At 71.0% G+C, this 22,426-nt stretch carries 19 protein-coding genes and 1 pseudogene; 12 read left to right on the top strand and 8 right to left on the bottom strand.

The genetic code is table 11. The annotated features are described in order from the left end of the window. Positions 1-3 precede the first annotated feature (3 nt). Both KME78_RS49135 and KME78_RS66750 read left to right on the top strand, forming a co-directional pair. The gene (locus tag KME78_RS49135) at positions 4-1,173 is read left to right on the top strand and encodes an FxsB family cyclophane-forming radical SAM/SPASM peptide maturase (protein WP_219536892.1); all 1,170 of its coding nucleotides are present in this window, start codon (positions 4-6) and stop codon (positions 1,171-1,173) included. Beyond that, positions 1,170-2,474: an HEXXH motif domain-containing protein gene (locus KME78_RS66750; protein WP_219536891.1), complete on the top strand. Its 1,305-nt coding sequence runs from the start codon at positions 1,170-1,172 to the stop codon at positions 2,472-2,474. Before KME78_RS49135 ends, KME78_RS66750 begins: the two co-directional genes overlap by 4 nt. Here KME78_RS66750 and fxsT (KME78_RS49125) read toward each other — a convergent pair. Together fxsT (KME78_RS49125) and fxsT (KME78_RS49120) are read right to left on the bottom strand one after the other, a co-directional pair. Then, positions 2,434-4,923, bottom strand: a complete 2,490-nt coding sequence (fxsT, locus tag KME78_RS49125) for an FxSxx-COOH system tetratricopeptide repeat protein (RefSeq protein ID WP_219536890.1) — start codon at positions 4,921-4,923, stop codon at positions 2,434-2,436. The two genes, KME78_RS66750 and fxsT (KME78_RS49125), sit on opposite strands and share 41 nt — an antisense overlap. Before the next feature lie 340 nt (positions 4,924-5,263). Further along, positions 5,264-7,792 (bottom strand): FxSxx-COOH system tetratricopeptide repeat protein, encoded by a 2,529-nt coding sequence (fxsT, locus tag KME78_RS49120; RefSeq protein WP_219536889.1) that lies wholly within the window; start codon positions 7,790-7,792, stop codon positions 5,264-5,266. Positions 7,793-7,929: 137 nt separating this feature from the next. On the opposite strand from fxsT (KME78_RS49120), the gene fxsA reads away from it, so the two are divergent. The 4 genes from fxsA (at position 7,930) to KME78_RS49100 (ending at position 11,826) form a co-directional block, all read left to right on the top strand. Next, complete coding sequence (gene fxsA / locus KME78_RS49115; protein ID WP_219536888.1) at positions 7,930-8,118, top strand: FxSxx-COOH cyclophane-containing RiPP peptide; 189 nt, start codon at positions 7,930-7,932, stop codon at positions 8,116-8,118. Between the two features lie 168 nt (positions 8,119-8,286). Continuing rightward, positions 8,287-9,069 carry an SIR2 family NAD-dependent protein deacylase gene (locus KME78_RS49110; RefSeq protein ID WP_219536887.1) on the top strand — a complete coding sequence of 261 codons (783 nt, stop codon included), beginning with the start codon at positions 8,287-8,289 and terminating at the stop codon, positions 9,067-9,069. Then, positions 9,066-11,069: a tetratricopeptide repeat protein gene (locus KME78_RS67640; RefSeq protein WP_219536886.1), complete on the top strand. Its 2,004-nt coding sequence runs from the start codon at positions 9,066-9,068 to the stop codon at positions 11,067-11,069. The genes KME78_RS49110 and KME78_RS67640 overlap by 4 nt, the downstream gene beginning before the upstream one ends. Positions 11,070-11,100: 31 nt before the next feature. After that, on the top strand, positions 11,101-11,826 hold the full coding sequence (locus KME78_RS49100) for a maleylpyruvate isomerase family mycothiol-dependent enzyme (RefSeq protein ID WP_219536885.1): 726 nt from the start codon (positions 11,101-11,103) through the stop codon (positions 11,824-11,826). On the opposite strand, the gene KME78_RS49095 is transcribed toward KME78_RS49100, so the two are convergent. Together KME78_RS49095 and KME78_RS49090 are read right to left on the bottom strand one after the other, a co-directional pair. Next, the gene (locus tag KME78_RS49095; RefSeq protein ID WP_219536884.1) at positions 11,823-12,791 is read right to left on the bottom strand and encodes a phage baseplate protein; all 969 of its coding nucleotides are present in this window, start codon (positions 12,789-12,791) and stop codon (positions 11,823-11,825) included. The two genes, KME78_RS49100 and KME78_RS49095, sit on opposite strands and share 4 nt — an antisense overlap. Before the next feature lie 109 nt (positions 12,792-12,900). Continuing rightward, a complete protein-coding gene (locus KME78_RS49090) occupies positions 12,901-13,527 on the bottom strand; it encodes a hypothetical protein (RefSeq protein WP_219536883.1) in 627 nt (208 codons plus the stop codon). Positions 13,528-13,559: 32 nt separating this feature from the next. Here KME78_RS49090 and KME78_RS49085 point away from each other — a divergent pair. Continuing rightward, a pseudogene (locus KME78_RS49085) lies at positions 13,560-13,880 on the top strand (TetR/AcrR family transcriptional regulator C-terminal domain-containing protein); the annotation flags it as partial. Here KME78_RS49085 and KME78_RS49080 read toward each other — a convergent pair. Further along, positions 13,877-14,668, bottom strand: a complete 792-nt coding sequence (locus KME78_RS49080) for an SDR family NAD(P)-dependent oxidoreductase (protein WP_246653608.1) — start codon at positions 14,666-14,668, stop codon at positions 13,877-13,879. The pseudogene KME78_RS49085 and the gene KME78_RS49080 sit on opposite strands and share 4 nt — an antisense overlap. Before the next feature lie 139 nt (positions 14,669-14,807). Here KME78_RS49080 and KME78_RS49075 point away from each other — a divergent pair, with 139 nt between their 5' ends. Next, on the top strand, positions 14,808-15,461 hold the full coding sequence (locus KME78_RS49075; RefSeq protein ID WP_308127417.1) for a TetR/AcrR family transcriptional regulator: 654 nt from the start codon (positions 14,808-14,810) through the stop codon (positions 15,459-15,461). Positions 15,462-15,487: 26 nt separating this feature from the next. Here the strand turns inward: KME78_RS49075 and KME78_RS49070 are convergent, their stop codons facing one another. Next, positions 15,488-16,498 carry an ADP-ribosylglycohydrolase family protein gene (locus KME78_RS49070; RefSeq protein ID WP_219536881.1) on the bottom strand — a complete coding sequence of 337 codons (1,011 nt, stop codon included), beginning with the start codon at positions 16,496-16,498 and terminating at the stop codon, positions 15,488-15,490. 88 nt (positions 16,499-16,586) lie between these two features. Between KME78_RS49070 and KME78_RS49065 the strand changes: the two genes are divergently transcribed. Beyond that, entirely contained in the window at positions 16,587-17,624 is a 1,038-nt protein-coding gene (locus KME78_RS49065; RefSeq protein ID WP_219536880.1) for a pyridoxal-phosphate dependent enzyme, read from the top strand. Here the strand turns inward: KME78_RS49065 and KME78_RS49060 are convergent. Further along, the gene (locus tag KME78_RS49060; protein WP_219536879.1) at positions 17,563-18,291 is read right to left on the bottom strand and encodes a TylF/MycF/NovP-related O-methyltransferase; all 729 of its coding nucleotides are present in this window, start codon (positions 18,289-18,291) and stop codon (positions 17,563-17,565) included. The genes KME78_RS49065 and KME78_RS49060 overlap by 62 nt on opposite strands. 96 nt (positions 18,292-18,387) lie before the next feature. Then, positions 18,388-19,224, bottom strand: a complete 837-nt coding sequence (locus KME78_RS49055) for a SpoIIE family protein phosphatase (protein WP_219536878.1) — start codon at positions 19,222-19,224, stop codon at positions 18,388-18,390. A gap of 240 nt (positions 19,225-19,464) precedes the next feature. On the opposite strand from KME78_RS49055, the gene KME78_RS49050 reads away from it, so the two are divergent. The 3 genes from KME78_RS49050 to KME78_RS49040 are packed head-to-tail and all read left to right on the top strand — an operon-like array spanning position 19,465 to position 22,393. Continuing rightward, positions 19,465-20,619: a sensor histidine kinase gene (locus KME78_RS49050; RefSeq protein ID WP_219536877.1), complete on the top strand. Its 1,155-nt coding sequence runs from the start codon at positions 19,465-19,467 to the stop codon at positions 20,617-20,619. Continuing rightward, positions 20,616-21,734, top strand: coding sequence for a hypothetical protein (locus KME78_RS49045; RefSeq protein WP_219536876.1), 1,119 nt, complete (start codon positions 20,616-20,618; stop codon positions 21,732-21,734). The genes KME78_RS49050 and KME78_RS49045 overlap by 4 nt, the downstream gene beginning before the upstream one ends. Beyond that, the gene (locus KME78_RS49040; RefSeq protein WP_246653605.1) at positions 21,704-22,393 is read left to right on the top strand and encodes a DNA-binding response regulator; all 690 of its coding nucleotides are present in this window, start codon (positions 21,704-21,706) and stop codon (positions 22,391-22,393) included. Before KME78_RS49045 ends, KME78_RS49040 begins: the two co-directional genes overlap by 31 nt. Positions 22,394-22,426 lie beyond the last annotated feature (33 nt).

Genomic DNA, 22,426 nt, shown 5'->3' with positions numbered 1-22,426 from the left:
CACGTGTCACGCTCGAAAGAAGGATGGCAGCCGTGGCCTTTGTGCCAGTTCATCCTAAAAATACACAGTAGATGCGACCTGAGGTGCGATTATTGTTATGTCTATGAAATGGCCGATCAAAGCTGGAAAGAGCAGCCGCGTCGGGTTTCAAAGGACGTCATCGCACACACCGCCTTCCGGATCGCGGAGCACGCTCACGCGCACGGGATGCCTTCCGTCCACCTGATCCTGCATGGCGGGGAGCCGCTCCTCGCCGGTGCCGACCACATCGCCCATACCGTCCGTGCTGTCCGGCAGGCCCTGGGGCCGGGCGTCCGGCTCGACGTCAGCCTGCAGACCAACGGGATGCGCCTCGACGAGACCTACCTGAAGCTGTTCGATGATCTCGGAATCCGCGTCGGCGTCAGCATGGACGGCGGCGCCGACGATCACGACCGGCACCGGCGGCGGCCCGACGGGAGCGGTAGCCACGCCACCGTCTCCGCCGCCCTCGACCTGCTCACCGAGCGCTATTTCCACCTGTACGGCGGACTCCTCTGCACCGTCGACCTCGACAACGATCCCCTCACCACCTATGAGGCGCTGCTCGCGTCCGGGCCGCCCCGGATCGACTTCCTGCTGCCGCACGGCAACTGGGCCGAGCCACCGCCCGGCCTGCCCGCCGAGGACGGCGCGACGCCGTACGCGGACTGGCTGATCCCGATCTTCGACCGGTGGTACGGCGCGGCCCACAGGGAGACCGAGGTGCGGCTGTTCGCCGACATCCTGCACCTCCTCATGGGCGGCACGTCGTCGAGCGAGACCCTGGGACTGGGGCCGGCCCGGATGGTGGTGATCGAGGCCGACGGCGGCATCCAGCAGTCCGACACCTTGAAGTCCGCCTATCCCGGCGCTCCGGTCACCGGATTCCACGTCGCCCGCGACACCTTCGACGCGGTGCTGCGGCACCCGGCCGTCATGACCCGCCAGCTCGGCGCCGAGACCCTCGCGAAGGAATGCCGGGACTGCCCGGTCCTGTCCGTCTGTGGCGGCGGCCTGTACGCGCACCGCTACGACCCGGACAACGGTTTCGGCAATCGCTCGGTCTACTGCGCCGACCTGTTCCGCCTGATCGACCACATCCGCGGCGAGGTCCAGCGCGACGTCGCCACCCTGCTGGAAGGGCGCCGATGAGCCTCAAGCACCACGTCATCCCGGACGAGCACTTCCAGGCGCTGGGCTCGGGCGCAGGGGGCGCGGAGGCGGCTCGCCTCCTGCTCGGCGCCCAGCACAGCAAGCACGTCCTGCTCCTGCACGGGGTGGGCCGCGCGGCCCCGGAGGCGTACCGGTTGCTGAGCGCGGCCCAGGGGCATCGGCCGCGCGTGGTGGACGCCGTGCTCCGCCATCCCGCCGTCGGTGCCTGGGCCTGGCGTACCTACCACGCGCTGGCGACCGGGGCCGGGGGACACTCGCCCGCCCGGCTCGCGGCCGTCGCCGCCGCGGCCGCCGTCCGTTCGGGCATGGACTTCGAGATCGAGGTGCCCGCCGACGAAGGCGGCATCACGCTGCCGTCGCTCGGCCGTGCCGTACTCGCCGGCCCGTCGGCGCTGGTCCGGCGCGCGGGCGGCCCGGTGGAGGTGATCGGTGACGAGACGGTACGCCTCCCCGACGACCCCCACCAGGACGCCCCCGGCTGGCAGGCGCTACGCCACCTGGAGGTCACGGCCCGGGGCAGGATCCTCACGCTCTGCGTCGACGACCTCGACCCGTACCGGATGCCCGGCGCCCGGCTGGCCGCGGACCGGCTGTCCGAGGACGAGCTGGCCGTCTGGCGGGAGGCGCTGCGGAGCGCGTGGGAGCTGCTGCTCGACCATCACCCGACCGTCGCCGAAGAGGTGTCCGTGGCCACGAGCGTGCTGACGCCCCTGACCGACGTCCCCGGTGACCAGATCAGCGGCAGCTCCCGCGAGGCGTTCGGCTGCGTCGCGCTGTCCACGCCGCCCGACGCGACGACGCTGGCGCTGACGTTCGCGCACGAGGTCCAGCACGGGAAACTGTCGGCGCTGCTCGACGTGCTCCCCTTGCTGCGGCCCTCGGGCGACCGGCGCTACTACGCGCCGTGGCGCAACGATCCTCGCCCGCTGGGCGGGCTGTTCCAGGGCGCGTACGCCTACGTCGGGGTCAGCGGGTTCTGGCGCAGGCAGCGGCACCACGAGCAGGGTGAGGCCGCGCTCGCCGCGAGCGCCGAGTTCTACCGGTGGTGGGAGGCCGCGGTGGGGGCGACCCAGGTGATCACCGAGAGCGGGTTCCTCACCCCGCCCGGCGAGCGCTTCGTCGCCCGGATGGCCGCGACCCTGCGGGCCTGGCGGGACGAGGAGGTCTCCGGCGCGGCCGTCGAGAAGGCGCATCGCGACGCCGCGGCCCACCGCGCGATGTGGGAGGAGCGCAACGGGGTCACGCCGTCGTCTCCAGGCGGCGGGACAATTCCTGGATGAAGTCGCGGGCGTCCCCCCAGAAGACGGCCGCGCGCATGTTCAGCCGGGCGATCCGGGCCAGGTGATATTTCCTGGCGGCCTCCTCCATCCCGCCGGGGCCCGGATCGTACAGCGCCATGATGTTCCTCCTGGGGGTGGAGACACCCGACAGGAGGGACATCAGCAGGTCGAACGACGACGACCGCGGGTTGTAGCCGATCATCAGGAACGGGTACGTCACCAGCGCCCCGACGATGTCCGCCGACCATCTGCGGTGCTCGACCCGCAGGCACCTCAGGCGGTCGCTCTCGGACAGCACCAGCGAGCCCGGCAGGTCGTACGAACCGGCCAGATGGCACACCAGGGGCCGTTCGGGAGTGGGCGCGACCACCGGCTCCGCCGCCGCGAGCTCCGGCCGCCACGGCAGCACCTTCATCACGGGCTCCCGGCCCGCGCGCAGCAGCGACTGCGTGAGCTGCCCGTGGTAGCTGGTGGTCAGGTAGGAGGTGGCGGGCACCTTCGCGAGGAAGGCGTGCGGGTCCTCCTCGTCCCGCTGCTCCCATTCCCGCCGCAGCCCCTCGAGGATCTCCTCGGCCATGGCCGACTGGTCGGGCAGCGTCACCGCGTAGTCCAGGACGGACTCGAAGTTCCACGGGTCCGCGAACGGGTAGCCGAGCCGGCCGGCCCACTCCCAGCTCATCGCCCGTACCCGGGCGGCCTTCTCCCTGGACAGGTCGCTGCCGACGATCGGGGTGCAGTCACCCGTGGTCACCTGGTAGATCAGCCGCGCCCAGTCGTCACCCTCCATCTCCCGCGCCATGAGCGCCCTGCGCGGCACGGCCGGCGCGGGCGAAGGACGGGGGACCGCGCTGTCGTACACGGCCGTGCGGGCCCCGGCCTCGGGCGCGACGCCGCTGTAGCGCTCGGCGCCCTCCCCGTCGTTGATCGCCCGGAAGTACGTGACCAGCCGGGCCACGAAGCCCCGCACGTCCTCGTCCGCGGAGTCGGCCAGGGACGACGCCTCGGCGTGGCCGGCCAGTTCGGCGTAGCGGGGGAAGTTCGCCCGGTCCTCCGGATCGCCGCAGTCGGATCCGGCCAGCAGCCGGTGGACGTCGCGCCGGGCCCGCTCCCGTTCCTCGCCGGTCATGCGTTCCTTGACCGTCGACTGGAGCAGCCGGTGCACCTGGACCGTGCCCCGGCCGGCCAGGCGGACGAACCCGTAACGGGTGAGCGCCCGGATCGCGTTGTCGGCCAGCACGGCATCCTGGAACACGGCGGCCGACTCGCCCGTCAGCGGCAGGCCGCCCTGGCGCAGCAGGCCGTGCGAGATCGACTCCGGCCGCAGGAACGCGCAGCGTTGCAGCAGGTACAAGGCCTCCGGGCAGGTCTGCTTGAGCGTCTCGAAGCCCAGGTCCCACGCCGATGCCAGGCCACTCCCGTAGTCGACCGGCGGATGCTTGTCCAGCATCCGGCCGGGCTGTTCGCGTAGTCGCGCGAGGTAGGCCGCGGGGGCCAGGCCGGAGCCCTTGATGTAGGCGACCGCCTGCACGACGCCGAGCGGCATGTCCTCCAGCTCCTCGGCCACCTGCCCGGCCTCCTCGACGGACATCCCGGGCACCCGCCGGGTGAGCAGCTCGACACTGTCCCCGCGCTCGAACGCGCCGACCTCGATGGGGACCGCGACCTCGTCCCACGCGGGTTCGCGGGAGGTGATGAGCACGTGCCCCGACCGGCCGCGCGGCAGGAACGCCCCCACATTCTCCGGCTGCCCGGCGTTGTCGAACACCATCAACCACGGCGCCCAGCGGGAGTCCTCCCGCAGCAGCTTCAGAGTCTCCGAGACGATCTCGGCCTCGCCGATGTCCGCGTTCAGCCGCCTGCCGAGCGAGGCCAGATCGGTCCGGATCAGGCTGGGCTGCTCGGCCCTGATCCACCAGACGGCCACGTACCTGGACGCATGCTGGCTGATGTACTCAGAGGCGAGCTGGGTCTTCCCGTGCCCGCCGGGTCCGACCAGGCACACCGGCCAGTCCGTCTGCGCGAGCATCGCGGCGTCGAGTTCGGCGAGCAGTTTCCGGCGGCCGGAGAAGTGGCCCCTGACCGGCGGCGTGCCGCCGCCCAGGATCCGCGGCAGGGAATCGTCCCGGTCCTCCGGCGCCGGCTCGGCCGCCTGGCTCATGATCGCGGAAACGCTCCGGTGCCGGTCCAGCCACCCGCGGACGTACGCCTCCTCGTCGTCCTCCAGGCGCAGCCCGTTCTCCCGCCCGAAGGCCAGGCAGGCGCGGACGTAGGCGTCGACGAGCGGCCATGAGGGTGGTCGCTTGCGGTCGCCCTCCAGCAGGCTCTGCACCGTGCTGGGAGCCAGGCGTTCGGGATTGAGCCGCCGTAGTTCGCGGTAGGAGGGGCCGCCGGCCCGCCCGCGTAGTTCGCTGAGGGCGGCGAGGAAAGCCTGGAGGGATTCTTCGGGCATCGTCCCTCCTGTCGGATTCCGTACGAAGTCATTCAGGATTATCCGCTTTATCGGAGCGTTCCACCAAGGAGATGTACCAGGTCGTCCGGACTCGACCAGGATCATTGCGGGACACTGCCACCCCCGGCTTCCCTGAATCCAGGACATATCGCAAGGGAGGCACAATGTGGCCCGAAACCATACTGCTTTTCTCGGCCGCCACTTTTCTGCTGGGCGCGCTGCGTTTCCTGATCCTGTTCCTGGGGCTTCGACTTACGCTGCGCAAGGCGCGCCAGAGCGATCACGTGGTCTTGTTTCACGACTTCGCCATGGCGATGCGAGGCGCCCATCCGGCGCCGGATCAGATGGGGGGCGGGTCGAAGTCGCAGTCCATGCGCGCGCCCTCGTCCAGGGCGAGGCGCGCGTCGGGATGATCGAGGCCCATGGCTCCGGCGTAACCGCGCTTGGCCTCGGCGTACAGCGCGTCGGCCTCCTCCCGCCGGCCGGACGCGCGGGTGTCGAGGACGAGGTTGGCCAGGCAGGCGAGCAGCAGCGGGTATTCGGCGCTGAAGATCCTGCGCAGCCGGTCGAGCGTCTCCCTGCCCAGCCGCATCGCCTCCACGTGGTCGTCCAGCGCGGCATGGTCGCTGGCGAGGTTGACGGCGCAGGTCAGGGCGTAGTGATGGTCGCGCCCCAGCCTGCCGTCGAGGCCGGTCAGCGCCCGCTCGTCGGTGTGCATGGCCGTCTCGGCGTCGCCGCGCAGTCGCTGGAGGACCGCCAGATTGGTCGCGCAGCCGTACACATAGGGGTGGGTGTCCCCGTAGATGGCTTGGTATCTCGCCACCGCCTGCTCGGCGATGTCGTAGGCGGCGTTGATGTCGCCGGTCGCGCGCAGGGCGTTGGACAGGTTGCTGGCCGCCGCGACCGTCTCGGGATGGTGGTCGCCCATGATGCGCTGCAGGCGCGCGTGCACGTCCTTGGCGAGCTCGAGCGAGCCGTCGAAGTCGCCCGCCCTGCGCTTGGCGATCGACAGGTCGCGGGCCGTCTTCAGGGTCCACAGGTGCTCGGCGCCGAGTTCCTGGACGCCGTAGGCGTAGGCGTCCTCACCGAGGTCGACCGCCTCCCGCGAGTCGCCGCTCAGCCGGACGGCCCTGGCCAGGCCGTTCCAGTTGTTGAGCACGTCGGCCTCGCCGATCCGCTCCGCGCTCTCGTTCTGCTTGCGGTGCACGACGTCGTGCAGGGCCCTGGCCGCCGGGTAGTCGCTGTTGAGGCCGTAGTCGACCGCCAGGTTGTTCATGATCTGCAGGGTCGCCGGCGCCTGCTCACCGAACACGGTCGTGTGCTGGGCCTGCAGCCTCTCGTCCAGTTCCCGGGCCGCCGACCAGTCGCCCGCGGCCCGGAGGTCGGCCGCGAACCCGCTGCTGAGCACCAGGGTCTCGGAGTCCTCCGGGCCCAGCACCTCGGTCATCTTGGCCAGCGTGGCGCTGTCGAGATCGTAGGCGGCCCGGTATTCGCCCAGCTCGCGGATGATGCCGCCGAGGTGGCGCTGGGCGATCAGCACGTCGGGATGCTCGGGCCCCGACCTTTCGGCCCACCGCTCCACGAACCGCTCCGCGAAGATCCGCGCGGACTGGTAGTTGCCCGATCGATAGAGGTAGTAGAGGACGTCGCGCACCATGGTGCGGACCGCCGGTTCGGCGCAGTCGGCCACCTGCGAGGGCAGGATGTGCGCGATCAGCTCGTTGTACCGCTGCCAGCTGGCCGTCTCGTCGGGCACCTTCGGCGCCGCGCCGGCCAGCAGGAGGTGCACCTCGTGCCGGAAGCGGCGGCGCTCGTCCTCGTCCAGCTCGTCCCGCAGCAGCGCCTGGACCAGCCGGTGCACCTGGATCGTGCGCGCCTGCGAGTCGATGGTCGCCAGCGCGAACCTGCCCAGCTCCCTGATCGCCCTGGTGAGCAGGATCGTGTCACCGAAGATGCTGCTCAGCCTGGCGTCGGACGCCTGATGGCCGGCCCGGCGGAAGACGTCGCGCGGAATCGGCTCCGGGCCGAAGAAGGCGCAGCAGCGCAGCACGTCGACGGCCTCGGGCAGCTTGCTGCGTAGTTGCGCGACCGACAGCGCCCAGGCGGCGGTCATGGGCATCGGGTATTCGGACGGCTTGCTCTCCGAGAGCAGCGCGCTGGTCTGCTCCTTCAGCAGCCGGAGGTAGTCGTCCACCGAGATGCCGGTCTCCACGTGCAGCGCGCCGGCCTGCTCCAGCGCCAGCGGGAGGTCACCGAGCTGCTCGGCGAGCCGGTCGGCGTCGGTGCTGGACAGTCCCGCGCGCCTGGAGAGGAACTCCACGCTCTCCTGACGGTCGAAGACGTCCACCGCGACGGTGTCGACGATGCCCTGCCAGCGGTGGTTGCGCGAGGTGACGATCACCTGCCCCGGCCCTTGAGGGATGAGCTCGCTGATCTCCTCCGGCTGGTCGGCGTTGTCGAAGACCAGCAGCCAGCGGTCGTACGGTTCGCCGCGGCGCAGGGCGTCGAGCACCGCGTCGGCCGCGTCCTCGGCCCCGCTCCGGGTGGCGGCCTGCAGGCCCAGATGCGGCGCCAGACCGGCCAGCGACGACTTGACCAGGACGGGTTGGTCGGCGGGGATCCACCACACCACGTCGTACTCGGACCTGAACCGGTGGGCGTACTCGACCGCGAGCTGGGTCTTGCCCACCCCGCCCAGGCCGTGCAGGGCGTGCGGGACGACTGCGGTCACCTCGGTGGACAGGCCCGCGTGCAAACGCTCCAGCAGGACGGACCGGCCGGTGAAGTTGACGTTGCGGGCGGGGACCTTGCCCCAGACTTCGGGAACCCGTCCCGACGTCCGGACGGACTCTGGCTGCGAACCTGTCACGTCACGCCTCCGGGGTCGCTGACGACCGCATTCGCCGTCATCTTAGAGGGTTTCGCGTCGCTCGAACATTTACGCCGCACTTACGGATAGGGTTGGCGTGATTTTTGTGTGCCGAGTTCCGGAACGTAGGAGCTTTAATGAGCGATGAGCTGGCCGAACCGCCCGCCCTTGTCGATGTGAGTGCCTTGTCGCTCGCCGACCTCGACAAGGTGGACGAGTCAGCACTCGCCCACGCCCTGCGCATGCTGCTCCGTGCGGGCGAAGACGCGATGGGACCGATCGCGGGGTTCAGCCAGAGCATCGACGGGCCCGCCGCCACCGGCTAAAAATAAGGACGTACCTCGTGCTCCACGCCCTCATCGTGCCAGGAGAGCAGGTCGTCCCGGATGAAGGACTCCGACTGGGCCCGGCTGATCGATCAGCTCCGTACCGGTGACTGCACACCGTTCATCGGTGCGGGGGCCAGCGACGGCAACCTCCCGTCCAGCGGGGAGTTGAGCCGCGAGTGGGCGGCTCGTTTCGACTATCCCTTCGCCGACGACGGTGATTTAGCCAGAGTTATGCAATATGTCCGAAGTGTCGTTGGCGATTCCGGGCTCAAGCACGAACTCAGCCGCCGCCTCTCGGCGATCGGGCCGCCCGACTTCACGGCGCCGGGCGAAATCCACTCGTCCATCGCCGGCTTTCCCATCCCGGTGTTCCTGACCACCAATTACGACGACTTCCTCGTACGGGCGCTCCGTGGTTCCGGCAAGGAACCCAGCGCGGCGATCTGCCCGTGGCACGAGGGCGTGCCGTATGACAGAAACCTGTTCGAGCGCGGCGCGGGAATACGCCCCGACGCCAACCGGCCGATGGTCTACCATCTCCACGGAAGCACGAGCCTCCCGTCCTCCATGGTGCTGACCGAAGACGACTACATCGACTTCCTGGTCCACCTGACGACCGCGCGAGCCCAGAACAACCGGCACGTGATTCCGCCGATCATTCTCGACGCCCTGGCGAACCGGCCCCTGCTCCTTCTCGGCTACACCCTTCAGGAATGGACATTTCGGGTGCTGTTCCATGGACTGATCAGACGGTACCCGGCCATTCGCCGCCGGCGTCATGTCAGCGTTCAGCTCACGCCCGAGAACGAGAACGTCAAACCCGGAGCGGCCCTGCGCGCCAAGGAGTATCTCGACCGGTACTTCGACGGATGGGAGGTCTCCATCTTCTGGGGCACCCCCCGCCAGTTCTGCGCGGAACTGGACGAGCGAATGGGGAAGCGGTCGTGATCGCCGAGCCGCCGACCGGCGCCTTCGAGGCCGAGCCGTACGTGGGCCTGCGTTCCTACACGAAGGACGACCAGGAGCGCTTCTTCGGGCGGGACGCCAAGGCGTACGAGATCTCCGTGATGTGGCAGGCGCACCGGCTCACGATGCTGCACGGGCCGTCCGGCGTGGGCAAGACGTCCGTGCTCGAGGCGGGGGTGCTGCCGGAGCTGGCGGACAAGCGGGTGGACGTGCTGCCGATCGGGCGGCTCTCCCACGGCTCCGCCTTCCCGATGGCCGCGCTGCCCGAGCGCAATCCGTTCACGGTGGCGCTGCTGTCGTCGTGGGCGCCGGGCGAGTCGCTCACGCGGCTGTCGGGGCTCACCGTCCAGCAGTTCCTGCGGCGGCGCGGGCCCAGGATCGACAAGTACGGCGACCCCATCCCCATCCTGGTGGCCATCGACCAGGCCGAAGAGCTCTTCTTCGACTTCCCGTACCGCCAGGGCTTCCGCGACCCGTTCATCGCCCAGCTCGCCGAGGCCCTGGACGACAACGAGGACCTGCGCCTGCTCCTGTCGATCAGGGAGGACTACCTGGCCAGGCTCATGGCCCACGGGGAGCCGCTGCGCAGCAGCGGGCCGTCGGCGTCCGTGGTGCTGACCCCGTTCCAGGAAGAGGAGGCACTGGCCGCGATCAAGGAGCCGCTCGCCGGAACAGAGCGCTCCTACGCCCCCCAAGCCGCCGAGACCCTGGTCAAGGAGCTGCGCACGGTGCGGCTGCACGGCACCGGCGCCCCCGAGTCCTACACCGTGGACACAGTCGAGCCGGTGCAGTTGCAGATCGTCTGCTCCGCGCTGTGGCACTCGTGCCCACCCGACCTGACGGTCATCACGCCGGAGTACGTGGAACGGCACGCGGACGTCGACCGCTCCCTCGGCGACTTCCTCGACCAGGCCCTCGCGGAGATCGCGCACGACCACGAGATCCCCGTCGAGCGGCTCAGCGCCTGGCTGCGGGAGACCTTCATCACCACGCTCGGCACCCGCGGCACCGCGTACGAGGGCGAGACCCAGACCGCCGGCATGCCCAACAGCGTGGTCAAGGCGCTGATCGACCGGCACGTGCTCAAGGCGGAGATGCGTTCGGGCTCGCGCTGGTGCGAACTCCAGCACGACCGGCTGCTCCAGCCGGTGCTGTACGCGCTCGGCGGCGCGCGCCCCCAACCCGGCTCCGGCCAGGCGCCGGTGAGCGCCGCCGAGCACCTGCGCGTGGCCGAGCAGGTGCTGGCGGACGGCGACCTCACGCTGGCCGAGACGCACGGCGAGAAGGCCAGGCGGAGCTGCGGCGAGGACGAGCTGCGCACCCGCGCGGAGATCGAGTCCTTTCTCGGCAACCTCGCGCACGCGCGCGGCGACTGGCCGGCCGCCGAGCGGTGCTACAAGCAGGCCAGCCAGGTGTACGAGCGGCTGCGGGACACCCCGGCCGTGGGCCGCTCGCTGGCCGCGGCCGGCCGGGTGATCCTGCATCAGGGCCGCGCCGACGAGGCCGTGGACGAACTGCGATCCGCCGTGAGCCGGGTGCCGAGCGACCTCACCGTCCAGGTCGAGCTGGCCATAACGGTGTGGCACACGGGCAATCCGAGCGCGGCGCTGCCCATCCTGCACGGCGTGCTGTCGGTGGACGGCGACACCCCCATCGCGCTGCGGGCGCGCGGCGAGATCCTGGCCGATCTGGGCAAGCCCGTACAGGCGTTACGCGACCTCGACCGGGTACGCGAGCCCGCCGAACCGGCCACCATCGCCGCCCGCGCCCTGGCACTGGCCGAGCTGGACCGCGTCGAGGAGGCGTCGGTCGAGGTGGAGGCGGCCCTGGTCGGCGGGCGTGATCACGGCCTGGTGGCGTACCTGTGCGCGCGGGCCCTGTCCCGGATGGGCGACCGCGCCCGCGCCGCCCAGATCGCCCGCGACGCCACCCGGCCGCCCCTTACCTCCTACCAGCGCAGGGTCCTGGCGGATCTGCTCTAGTGCAGAACATTATTCGGTATTGTGGTGATCTATGACGGACATCTTCGACGACCTCAAAGCCGAGTACGAGCAGTTGGACGCCGTCCTCACCGCCCTCACCCCCGCCCAGTGGTCCCACCCCTCGGCTGCGGAAGGCTGGACCGTCTCCGACGTGGTTCTCCACCTGACCCAGTCCGAGGAAGCCGTCGCCGCCTCGGTGGCGGGTCACGACGTCGCGGTCGGTGGCGAGGCCGTCGACGCCGTGGCGGACGCCCTGGTGGCCGCCCAGCGCGACACCACCCCCGCCGACCTGCTGGCCCGCTGGCGCGCGGCCGCCTTCGCCACCCCCGACGCCCTGCGCGCCCAGCCCAAGGGCACCCGTCTGTCCTGGGTGGCCATCCCGCTGTCCCCGGCGACCCTCGCCACCACCCGCCTGGCCGAGCACTGGGCCCACGCCTACGACATCACCGCCCCGCTCGGCATCCCCTATCCCGACACCGAGCGCCTGCGCCACATCGCCTGGCTCGGCCACCGCACCCTGCCGTACGCCTTCGACGTCGAGGGGGTCGAGGGCGGTCCCGTCTACTGTGAGCTCACCTCGCCCGACGGCGACCTCTGGCACTTCGGCGACCCCACGGCCCCCTCCACCGTCACGGGCCCGGCCGCCGACTTCTGCCGGGTCGGCGCCCACCGCCTGGCTGCCGCCGACTCGGCGCTGAAGGCAACGGGCCCGCACGGCCTCCAGGCGCTCGCGGTCCTCCGCAACTACGCCCTTTAGACCAAGGTGTTCTTGTAGATGACGGCGGCCTGGCGGGCGCCGGTCGCGCCGGTGGCGAAGCCGAAGCACAGGCGGGGTGCGGCGGCCGTGAGCTGGATCGCCATGCCTTCCGGCTCGCGGTAGGTCAGTGACTTCCACGCCTGGGAGAAGGACCGCTGGACCACTTTGCCGTTCGCCAGGTCCACGGAGGTGAGGTACGTGTTGCCGGGGGAGGGGTTGCCGGCGCTGTACGCGTCGCCGTCGAGCAGGTACAGATACTGCCCGTAAGCCGTGTAGCCCTGGAAGGTGCCCAGCCCGGCGGGCTGGGTGATGTCGTACAGGGGAGTGGGGTGGCCGCCCGCCTTGACCGCCGAGAGGGGGAAGGCGGCGAAGTGGCGCTGGCCGTTGAGGCGGTACCTCATGATGAGGCGGTTGGTGGAGGGGTCGATCGCGCAGGTCGTGCTGTCGGCGCCGGCGACCGGCGCGTACTTCGTCAGGGCGGTGGACGCGGTCGTGAGCGTCTGGCCGTTCACGAACTTGAACCGGGCCAGCTTGCTCCCCCAGGAGTTGGTTCCGTCGGCCACTCCGTCGGTCTCGGTCCAGAGGTAGGCCGACGTGCCGGACGGTTCCACCCCGATCTGGACGCCGTGCCCGAATCCCGTCAGGTACATGTGGCCGAGGATCGCACCGGCCAGGCTGAGCTTGGTGACGCACAGGTTTCCCGCGGCGGCGGAGCCGGAGCCGTTGCGTACCTGCACGGTGTAGAGGTGCTTGTTGACGTTGTCGAAGGCGAAGGACTGCAGCACCGTCTCGTCGTACAGCGCCTTTCCGGTCATCAGCGCCGCCGGGGAGGAGGTCAGCTCGAAGCGGCTCGCCGCGCGCGCGGCGGCGGTGGCCGGGGCGCCGCACAAGGCGGTGAGGCCGAGCACTCCCGCGCTGAGCAGGGTCCTGCGGGTGACCGCGGTCCCCGGAACGGTACGTAACACGCGTCAGCTCCAATCTGTCGGACGACACCACAAGATCGGGACATATCATGGCGACTTTCGCCACTCAGCGATGCCGATATGACGGAAATTTCCAGACATGTCCGCGTTCTCACCGAACCCTGGTGTCGTCCCGGCCCATAGACCCGGCAAGTCCGCGCATCGGCACCACGCCGGGCGGGTGCGCGTCGCCGGTGGGTGCCACCTGGCCGCGGCGGGCCGCCGAGATGGCCAGAACCGCCAGCAGCCCGGTCACGACCGCCGTCACCGCGAGCGCGGTCCATGTGGCCGCGTCGGGGTGGACCAGCGACTGCCCGCGCATCGCCTGCCACGCCGTGATGGCGAACAGCGCGGTGTACCCCAGGATGACGACCCCGGTCAGGTGGGCGCGCACGCGTTCGCCGCGCAGCCGGCTGATCCGGGCCGCGAGGGCGGTGAGGATCAGCACCGCGAGCACGAACACCTGGATGGAGTGCAGGCCGATGAAGTGCGGAGGGCGCAGGTCGCCACCCGTGGTGCTCCAGTTCGTGATCGGCATGCCGTAGCCGTCCGGCGCCCCCACCCCGTGCTGTCCCAGCAGGGAGACCGGGTTCCCGTAGGCGTCCTCGACCGTCCTGGGTCCGGTCGAGGCCCACCCGCGGATGAAGGACGCCAGCGCCATGCCGATGACCGACAGCCCGATCCCGGCGCGCAGCGCCCAGGTGAGTGCCGTGTCACCGACCCGCTGGAACAGCAGCATGACGGCGATGAGCAGGCTCGACCCGAACGCTACGCGCGCTCGACGGGCTCGGGCTGCCCATGGCGACCCGGATCCGAGAGGCGCTCACCCTGCACGCGCTGGTCGTCACCGTCGCCCTGTCCATGGCCGACGAACTCGAAGCCGAGCAGGAGACCGGTGTGACGCTCACCCGATGGCGGCTCGCCCAGCGGACGCGGGCCGACGAACTCCTCGGCAGCGGACGGTTCCCGCTGCTGGCCACGGTTTCCGAGGACGCGGTGTCGGACTTGGACGGCCTGTTCGAGTACAGCCTCGCCCGCCATCTCGACGGTTTCGCCGCCATGGTGGAACGCGGTGACAAGGCGTCTGGCTAGACCGCGGCCCAGCCGTTGTCGACGGGAAGGACGACCCCGTTGATGTTGCTGGCGGCGTCGGAGGCCAGGAACACGATGGCGGCGGCCTGCTCGTCCGCCTCGGCGGGGCGGCCGACGTTCTGCATGTACGCGCCGATGGTCTGCGGGCCATGCGCGGCGGGGTCGGCGTTGACGACGATGCCGGTCTTGGTGCCACCTGGGGCGATGGCGTTGGCGCGGATGCCGGCGTTGCGGTACATGACCGCGACCGACCGGGTGAGTCCGACGATGCCGTGCTTGGAGACCGTGTACGCGGTGCCGGCCGCGCTGCCGCGCAGGGCCGCCTCGGACGCGGTGTTGACGATCGCGCCCTTGCCCTTGGCGAGCATGTGCGGCAGCGCGGCACGGGTGAGCAGGAACGGCGCGGTCAGGTTGACCCGGATGACGCGTTCCCATTCGGCGTCGGAGACGTCGGCGGTGCCGGACATCTGGTCCATGATGCCGGCGTTGTTGACCAGGACGTCCAGGCCGCCGAAGGTGTCCACGGCGGTGGCGACGACCTGGTCGACCACCGCGGGGTCACTCAGGTCGCCGGTCACCACGACCGCGGTGCCGCCGGCCTCCTGAATCTCCGCGACGACGGCCTTGGCGGCCTCGCCGTTGAGATCGGCCACCACCACCTTGGCCCCCTCCTGGGCGAAAAGCAGAGCGGCGGCCCGCCCGATACCCGATCCGGCGCCGGTCACGATGACGCTGCTGTCTTCCAGGCCAGTGCTGCTCATGTTCCGCTCCTCGCGGTCGTACGTCATGGAGTTCTCCTCAGGCCCGCCGATAAGACCTGGTCAGGAGACCGTACGACTTTTTGTCGCTGAGCGCCAGATAGTCAGGAAGCGACAGAAAGTGGTAGCGTCCGCAGGGTCGTGCGCACGACGGGCCGGGGAGGTAGAGGTGTCTCACGACGCATGGGCGGAGGCCCCGAGTCGCTCCACCGCGCGGATGGGGCGCCCGCCCCTGACCGAACGGCGCAAGGCCGCGACCCGGCTGGAGATCGCCCGAGAGGCGGTCCGCCTGTTCACCACCAACGGCGTCGGCGGCACCTCCGCCGAGGAGATCGCCGCGGCGGCCGGAATCTCCGCTCGCACGCTGTGGCGCTACTTCCCGAGCAAGGAGAGCTGCGTCCTGCCCCTGCTGACCGGCGGGATCGAGGTCACCAGGCGCTGCCTGCGCTCATGGCGCCCCGACGAGGGAGTGGCGGAGCTGCTCGACGCCATGCGGGCCAGCGCCGGCGAGCTCGCCGCCGACAGAACGGCGCTGCTCAACCTGGTACGGCTGACCGGCGGCGAGCCGGGACTACGCGCGGTGTGGCTGGAGGCGCACCGGGAGGCCGAACCGGTTTTCGCGGCCGCGCTCGCCCAGCGCGCCGGGATGTCCAGCCCCGACCTGGCCATCACCGTACAGGCCGCCATGATCAACACCGCGCTGCGGACGGCGGTGGAGCACTACGCCTTCCACACCGACCCGGCCGCCGCGGAGGAGGCGGGCCTGCTGGAAGCGATGGTGAACCAGGCACTGCTGGCAGCGGCCCGCGGTTTCTCCCACTGAGCAGAGTTTCAGCGGCGCCGGCCGGATCAGCCGTACGCGGCCGAGAGCTCGTCGGCGAGCCGCTCGATCGTCTCCCGCCCCTCCAGCGGACGTGACCACTCGGCCGGGAACACGGCGGCGCCGTGCGCGGCACCCAGCAGGTTGCCGCAGACCGACCCCGTGGAGTCGCTGTCTCCCGAATGGTTGACCGACAGCAGCATCGCGCGTTCCACCGACGGCTCCACCAGCGCGCAGTAGACCCCGATCGCCAGCGCCTCCTCGGCGACCCATGCCCCGCCGAGCGACTCGACCGCCTCCGGCGTGTGCTCACCACTGCGGGCCAGCTCGGCCGCCGCGCGGAGCGCGCCGGCCGTCTCCTCGTGCCGCGGGTACGTAACCAGCAGATCCAGGCCATCCTGTACGGCCCGCGTCAGGGGCTTCCCCGCCACCAGGAGCGCGACGATCGCGGCGAACGCCCCGGCGGCCAGGGACCCGGTCGGATGCCCGTGGGTGATCTGCGCGCAGGCGGCGGACAGTTCGAAGGCGGCCCGCGGATCCCTGAGGGCCAGGCCGAACGGTGCCGAGCGCATGACCGTGCCGCATCCCTTGGAATCGGGGTTCACCGGGCCCGGCTCGCCGAGCGGGGCCGGGCCGGGGAAGTGCCGGTGCAGCCCCGACAGGCAGGCGTTGCCCGGTGCCCGCCGGGAGTACAGCCAGCCTTCCTCGCGCAGCCGGCCCGTACGATGCGGGCGGTCCGGTGGCGGAGGCGCCGGATGGTCCTGGGTGTCGAGCCAGCGCTGGTAGGCCTGCCGTACCGACTCCACGGCGCCGTCCACGGTCTCGGCGCGGATGAGGCCCTCCACCGTGAAGAGCGTCATCTGCGTGTCATCCGTGATCAACCCAGTCTTGCCCCGCCAATCGGTGACATATTCGGAAATGCCGTCATTGCCCCAGTGCTTGCGGATCTCCCTGAGCGACTGGAACTCGATCGGCGCCCCCAGCGCGTCGCCGATCGCCCCGCCGAGCAGGCAGCCTCGAACTCGATCCCGGACGTCCATGGGAAGATCCTGCCAGGTCCCCAAGGACGACTGAAAGACCGCGGGTCACCGATGGCCGCTCGCCGGCGGCGGCAGACAGGAGGAGCCAGTGATTCTCCCCATCGAGGACACCCCGCTGCACCGGCTGCCGAACCTGGCCAGGCACCTCGGCATGGACGCCGACCGGCTGTGGGTCAAGCGGGAGGACCTGACGGGCCTCGCCGGCGGCGGCAACAAGGCCCGCAAGCTGGCCGCGATCGTCGCGCACGCGCTGGCCCAGGGATGCGATCACCTGGTGACCGGCGGGGGCGCGCAGAGCAACCACGCCAGGATGACCGCCGCCGCGGCCAACATCGCCGGCCTCGACTGCGACCTGGTACTCACACCGAGCACGCCGGCCACGGCAGCCGCGCCGACCGCGGCAACTCCGCCGACCGTTCCAGGCGACGAGAGCGGCAATTTCCTGCTGGACCGGATACTCGGGGCGCACATTCACCGCCTCGACGCCGCGGCGATGCCGTACCACGAGCTCGAGGACGCCATCCAGGCGCGCGCCGACCGGCTCGCCGATCAGGGGCGCAGACCGTACGCCATCCCGATCGGCGGCTCGTCGGCGCTCGGCGCGGCCACGTACATCCCGGTGGCCCGCGAGCTGAGGCAGCGGCTGGACCCGGACCTGGTCGTGGTGGCCGCCGGTTCGGGCGGCACGCACGCCGGACTGGTCGCCGGCTTCGGCGACCACGGCAAGGTGCTCGGCGTCGACGTCGGCGCGCGACCCGGGCTGAGCGCGGCGGTGGAGGAGCTCGCCGCCCAGGCGGCGAGCCAGGCCGGGCTGCCCCGCCCCGTGGGCAGGTGCCGGATGGACACCGCGCAGATCGGGGCGGGGTACGGGGCGCCGACGGACGCGGCGCTGGCGGCGCTGCGGGTGGCGGCCAGGACCGACGCGTTGCTGCTCGATCCCGTCTACACGGCCAAGGCGATGGCGGGCCTGTTCGCCGCGGTGCGCGCCGCGCCGGGGATGCGGGTGGTGTTCCTGCATACCGGTGGTCTGCCGGGGTTGTTCGCCTCGCGGTACGCGGGGTGGCTCACCAGTTCGCCGCCAGCTTCCTCCGCAGCCGGGCCGGGAACAGCGGCGGAACCTTCCTGACCTCGCGGGCACCGATCACCTGGAACAACGCTCGCCTGTCGGTCATGTCGCCCTTGCCGCTCGGTTCCCTGCCGAACATCGCGACCAGGGCCGTCCTGGTGCCCGTCTTCTCGCTCCACTCCACCAGGGCGCGGCATTCGGCGGGATCCTCGCCGAAGAACTCGTCGAACAGCAGCAGGCAGCCATCGGACAGCAGCGGGGTCAACCAGGCCAGCGCGCGGGCTGTGGCGGATTCGAGGTCGGCGTCGAAATGGACCAGGCTGACCTGGTTCACCTCGGCGGCGAGCTCCGGCGTGAGGGAGTCCTCGAAGAACCCCTCCACGATCCGTACGCCCCTGAGCCGCGGCACCGGCGTCGCGAAGGTGCCCGCGCGCAGGTGCTCGTAGCTTTCCGGAAGACCTCGGAAGGAGTCGCAGGCGTAGATCCGCTTCCTGCGTTGCCGGCGATCCCAGAGGCCGCTACGCCACAGCTCATCCCTGATCACCCGGGTGGAATAGCCCTTCCAGACGCCGAACTCGATGATGTGGCCGGGCACGGCGCGGGCCAGCTGCACGGACAGTTCGATGACCTGGGCACGGGAGGGGAAGGTCACCTTGCCCCTGATCCCCGTCCAGTCCCCGCGAGCGCCCCGTAACCACATCTCGTCGAGCAGCCGGCTGTCGGCCATGAGAGATCCCTCCACTCGTCACGACTGAGCCCCCACTCATGGAAGCAGCGCCGGCGCGCGCGGACCATGCAGAATTACCTACCGCGACGGGAAGCTTCAGGTGGTGACGAAGTCCGCGATGACCACGGTCGCGTCGTCCTTCGGCTCCACGGCGGCCATCTCGTCGAACACCCTGTCCAGGCAGGCGGCGGGGGACGGCCCACCGGCGAACAGCTCCCTCATGCGGGGGACGCCGAGAGCGCGGATCGCGCCGTTCGTCACGATGACGACGCGGTCACCCGGACGGAGGGACACGGTGCCGACCTGCGGATCGGGGTCGGACGCCCGGCCGATGCCACGTGGCGGCGAGCCGTCCGCCAAGGAGTGCGGCGTGGTGATCTGCTGAGGCGGCTCGCTCCTCGCGCAGTGCCAGATCGCGCCGTCGCCGACGTGCGCGAAGCGCAGGCACGGGCCGTCCTCCGGGTCGAGGATGATCAGATCCAACGTGCTGACCAGGCCGGACGTGGCGGGGTCGCGCAGGTAGGCAGTCCGTACGGAGTGATGTACCGCCTGGGCCCAGCCGTCCATGTCCGCCTCCCGCGTCCCGGCGTAGTGGGGCCGGGCGGCGACCACGGCACCCAGGACCAAGGCGGCGGAGGCATGGCCGTCCGCTCCGCCGCCTGCTCTGGTGGCAGCGCCGTCGTCCGGGCCGTGGTCCGCGGGGTCGTCCACGTCTCCGTCCGCGTCGTCGTCCGCTCCGCTGGCCGCCGCGATCAGCCGTTCCTGGATGACGTACGCGTCGGACGGCCGGCGGTGCGAGCCCTCGTACGTACCGCCCACCGCCGACAGCCGCGGCCGCGCCACGGGCATGCCGGGCGGCCAGGTGCCGCGTTGACCACGAATCGCCATCACCGACAGGCAGGAGAGCAGAATCGTGATCACGATGAAGGTCATGAGGTCCCCTCTCGTCGCGGTCATCGCGACACGCGCCCAGTACACGCCCACGCGCGACGATGACGGCTGACGGCCGATCAGCCGTCATGCGGCCCGGCCGCCGCTGGTCCAGGGTGCGAAGACGCGGTGCATACCGCAGGAGAGCCGGCCCGAGGAAACAGCCATGCGACACCCCGCTCGTCCCTACCGGGTGCGTTATCGTGAGACCCGTTTTGTGCTCTCATCGCGAGCGGACGGCGCATGGCTCACCCCGGTTCCACGAGGTACGACTCGGCGGCCAGGCAATTGGAGAAGGCCGTCGCGCGGACGGCCGCAGGAGCGCGTGTCGCGGTGGGCCTGGTGGCGGTCATCACCGCGACGATCGGCGCCGTCCCGCCGGTCTCCGCCCGCTGGCTGGCGCCCATGCTGGTGGTCGAACTCGGGTGGACCCTGCTGTTCGCCCGCTTGGTGTGGCGCAGGGAGTTGCTGCCCACCTGGCTGGCGGCCGGTGATGTGGCCATCACCGTCGCGTTATGCCTCGCCCAGCGCGACCTCGTGGCGAGGGCGGCGCTGGAGGCCGGCGCGAGCTGGATCGCGGGGCTGGTCACGATGACCATCGTCGTCGCCGGGGTCGCCTGGCCGCCCAAGGTGGCCATCCCCACCGGCCTGGTCATCTCGGGGGCATATCTGGCCGGGGCGCGGCTCGCGTCCCCCTCCCCGGACGTGATCATCACGACGGGGACCCACTTCGTCCAGATTCTCTCGATCGTGGTGCTGATGATGCTGTTACGCCGCTCCTCGGCCTCGGCGGACGCCTTCCTGAAGGAGAGCGCGCGCGCCGAGATCGCGCTCATGGTGGAGCGGCTGCGGCGCGAGGACGAGCTGCGGCAGGTCGGCAGCATCCACGAGACGTCACTGCACACGCTGACGATGGTCGGGCTGGGCACCTACGACGGGCCCTCATCCACCCTGCGCGACCAGGCGGCGACCGACCTGGCGGCGCTGGAGAAACTCCGCGACACGCCGCGTGCCGGCTCCGCCGCCATCGCCCTGGACACCCTGCTGGACGAGGTGGCCGAGCGGATGACGGGCCTGGACGTCCACCGGAGCCTGGTGCCGGAGACCGTGCCCGGGGACGTCGCGGAGAGTTTCGCCCGCGCCGTCACCGAGGCCCTGGCGAACGTCGCGCTGCACGCCGGCGTCCGCGAGGCGGAGCTGCTGTCGAGCAGGCACGACGGCGAGATCCGGGTGGAGGTGGCCGACGAGGGCCGCGGGTTCGACCAGGACCGGCTGCCGCCCGACCGGTTCGGCGTGCGCGGCTCGATCCTCGACACGATGCGGTCCCTGCCGAACGGCGGCGCCGAGATCTCCTCCGGCGGCCAGGGCACCCGGGTGCGACTGTGGTGGCGGCCGTGACCGAGGAGATCGAGCAGGTCGCGCAGCGCTATGCCCGCTACACCGCGATCGGCGCGGTGATGATCGCCGTGCTCTGGCACACCGGCTACGACCTGACGGTCACGATCACCGGCTGGGACGACTTCCGCTGGCCGGTGGTGGCGGCGGTGTCCTGGATCGTCTACACCGTGATCGCGGTGGTGGCCGCGCTGGCGCTGCTGCGTACCTCCAGCGGGCCGCCCAGGGGGCGCGAGCTCGCCATCCCCGCGCTGGCCCTGGCCATCGCGGTGATCGTGGCCTGCTACCCGAAGGACCTGATCGCCCCCATCGACTGGGGCTGGGGCTCGGTCGGCTGGCTCGGCGTCCTGCTCCTGTGGAACCGGCCGCGCGGCCGGGGCGAGCTGCTCGCCTTCCTCACGGCCAACGCCGGCATCATGCTGGCGGCGATGGCCGTGACCGGGACGCTCGACCGCGTCTCCATCGCCAAGTACCTGATGGTCGAGGTCGGCAGCATCACCCTGCAGCTCGGTTACCTGGCGGGCTGCCACACCCTCCGCGTCCGCGCCGAGGACGCCGTGCTGCTGGCCCGCCGGCTCGCCGCCGACGACGCCTGGCGGGAGTCCGCCCGGCGCATCCACGCCGACCGGCTGCGCAGGTACGACGCCATCCGCGACGTGGCCGAGTCGCTGCTGAAGCAGCTGGCCGACGGCGCCGATCCCGGCGATCCCCGCGTACGCGCGGACTGCACGGCCGGGGCCATGCGGTTGCGCCGCCTCATCACCGAACGGGAGGACGTGCCCGACGAACTGGTGACGGCGCTGCGCGAACACATCGACGCGGCCGAGCGGCGCCAGGTCCTGGTGACGGCGCCGCCGTTCGGCGACAACCTGCCCGACCTGCCAGAGGGCGTACGAGAGGACCTGCTCAGAGCGCCGATCCTGGCCCTGGACGGCGCCAGGTCGCGGGCCAGGGTGACCGTGTCCGCGATGTCCACCATGATGAGTGTGGCCGTCGTGGCCGACAACGACGACCTGCCCATCAGCCCGACCCCGATCCGCGAGCCCAGCGGCGTCGTCGTCACCTATCAGCGGCAGGGAGGGGAGGTATGGGTCAACAGCATCTGGCAGGGCCCGTGACGGTCGCCTTGGTGGAGGACCACCAGGTCGTGGTGGACGGCGTCCGATCGTGGTTCGGCCCGCCGAGCCCGGTGGAGCTGGTCGCCCAGGGGTCCACCATCGAGTCCGTCCGCGGCACGGCCGCCGACGTGTTGATGCTCGATCTCAACCTCAACGGCACCCTGGTCATCGACCGGGTCGCCGAGCTGTGCGGGGGCGGGCAGCGGGTCATCGTCTTCTCCGAGCACGAGGAGCCGGAGACGGTACGCGCCGTGCTGGACGCGGGGGCATCGGCGTTCATCGGCAAGGGCCGGGCCACCCGGGAGTCCTGCCTGGAGACCATCCTGGAGGTGGCCGCCGACAAGCCGAGCATGACGCCGCCGATGGCGCAGGCGATCGCGACGGACGAGAGCCCGCACCGGCCGCAGCTGTCGGACAAGGAGCGGGCCGCGCTGCTGTTCTGGTTCCAGTCGATGTCGAAGGCGTCCGTGGCGGCCCGGATGGGCATCAAGGAGCGGACCGTACGCCAGTACATCGACCGGGCCCGGGTCAAGTACGCGGCGGCGGGACGGCCCGCGCCCACCAAGGAGAAGCTGCTCATCTGCGCCATCCAGGACGGCCTCATCCGTCCCGACGAGGTGACCGTCTACACCTCCCTGGCCGCGCGGCAGGAAAGGTGACCGGCCGAGACCCGGCACCCCTTCTCGATTGAC

Source organism: Nonomuraea guangzhouensis (genome assembly GCF_019396345.1).
GTDB lineage: Bacteria > Actinomycetota > Actinomycetes > Streptosporangiales > Streptosporangiaceae > Nonomuraea > Nonomuraea guangzhouensis.
This window is presented reverse-complemented; position numbering and strand designations above follow the sequence as displayed.

What these genes read in the sequence shown, in the direction of transcription:
- KME78_RS66750 (WP_219536891.1), top strand. Translation starts at nt 1,170, where the DNA reads ATGAGCCTCAAGCACCACGTCATCCCGGACGAGCACTTCCAGGCGCTG.
- fxsT (WP_219536890.1), bottom strand. Translation starts at nt 4,923, where the DNA reads ATGCCCGAAGAATCCCTCCAGGCTTTCCTCGCCGCCCTCAGCGAACTA.
- fxsA (WP_219536888.1), top strand. Translation starts at nt 7,930, where the DNA reads ATGAGCGATGAGCTGGCCGAACCGCCCGCCCTTGTCGATGTGAGTGCC.
- KME78_RS49100 (WP_219536885.1), top strand. Translation starts at nt 11,101, where the DNA reads ATGACGGACATCTTCGACGACCTCAAAGCCGAGTACGAGCAGTTGGAC.
- KME78_RS49090 (WP_219536883.1), bottom strand. Translation starts at nt 13,527, where the DNA reads ATGCTGCTGTTCCAGCGGGTCGGTGACACGGCACTCACCTGGGCGCTG.
- KME78_RS49080 (WP_246653608.1), bottom strand. Translation starts at nt 14,668, where the DNA reads ATGACGTACGACCGCGAGGAGCGGAACATGAGCAGCACTGGCCTGGAA.
- KME78_RS49070 (WP_219536881.1), bottom strand. Translation starts at nt 16,498, where the DNA reads ATGGACGTCCGGGATCGAGTTCGAGGCTGCCTGCTCGGCGGGGCGATC.
- KME78_RS49060 (WP_219536879.1), bottom strand. Translation starts at nt 18,291, where the DNA reads ATGGCCGACAGCCGGCTGCTCGACGAGATGTGGTTACGGGGCGCTCGC.
- KME78_RS49055 (WP_219536878.1), bottom strand. Translation starts at nt 19,224, where the DNA reads ATGACCTTCATCGTGATCACGATTCTGCTCTCCTGCCTGTCGGTGATG.
- KME78_RS49050 (WP_219536877.1), top strand. Translation starts at nt 19,465, where the DNA reads ATGGCTCACCCCGGTTCCACGAGGTACGACTCGGCGGCCAGGCAATTG.
- KME78_RS49040 (WP_246653605.1), top strand. Translation starts at nt 21,704, where the DNA reads ATGGGTCAACAGCATCTGGCAGGGCCCGTGACGGTCGCCTTGGTGGAG.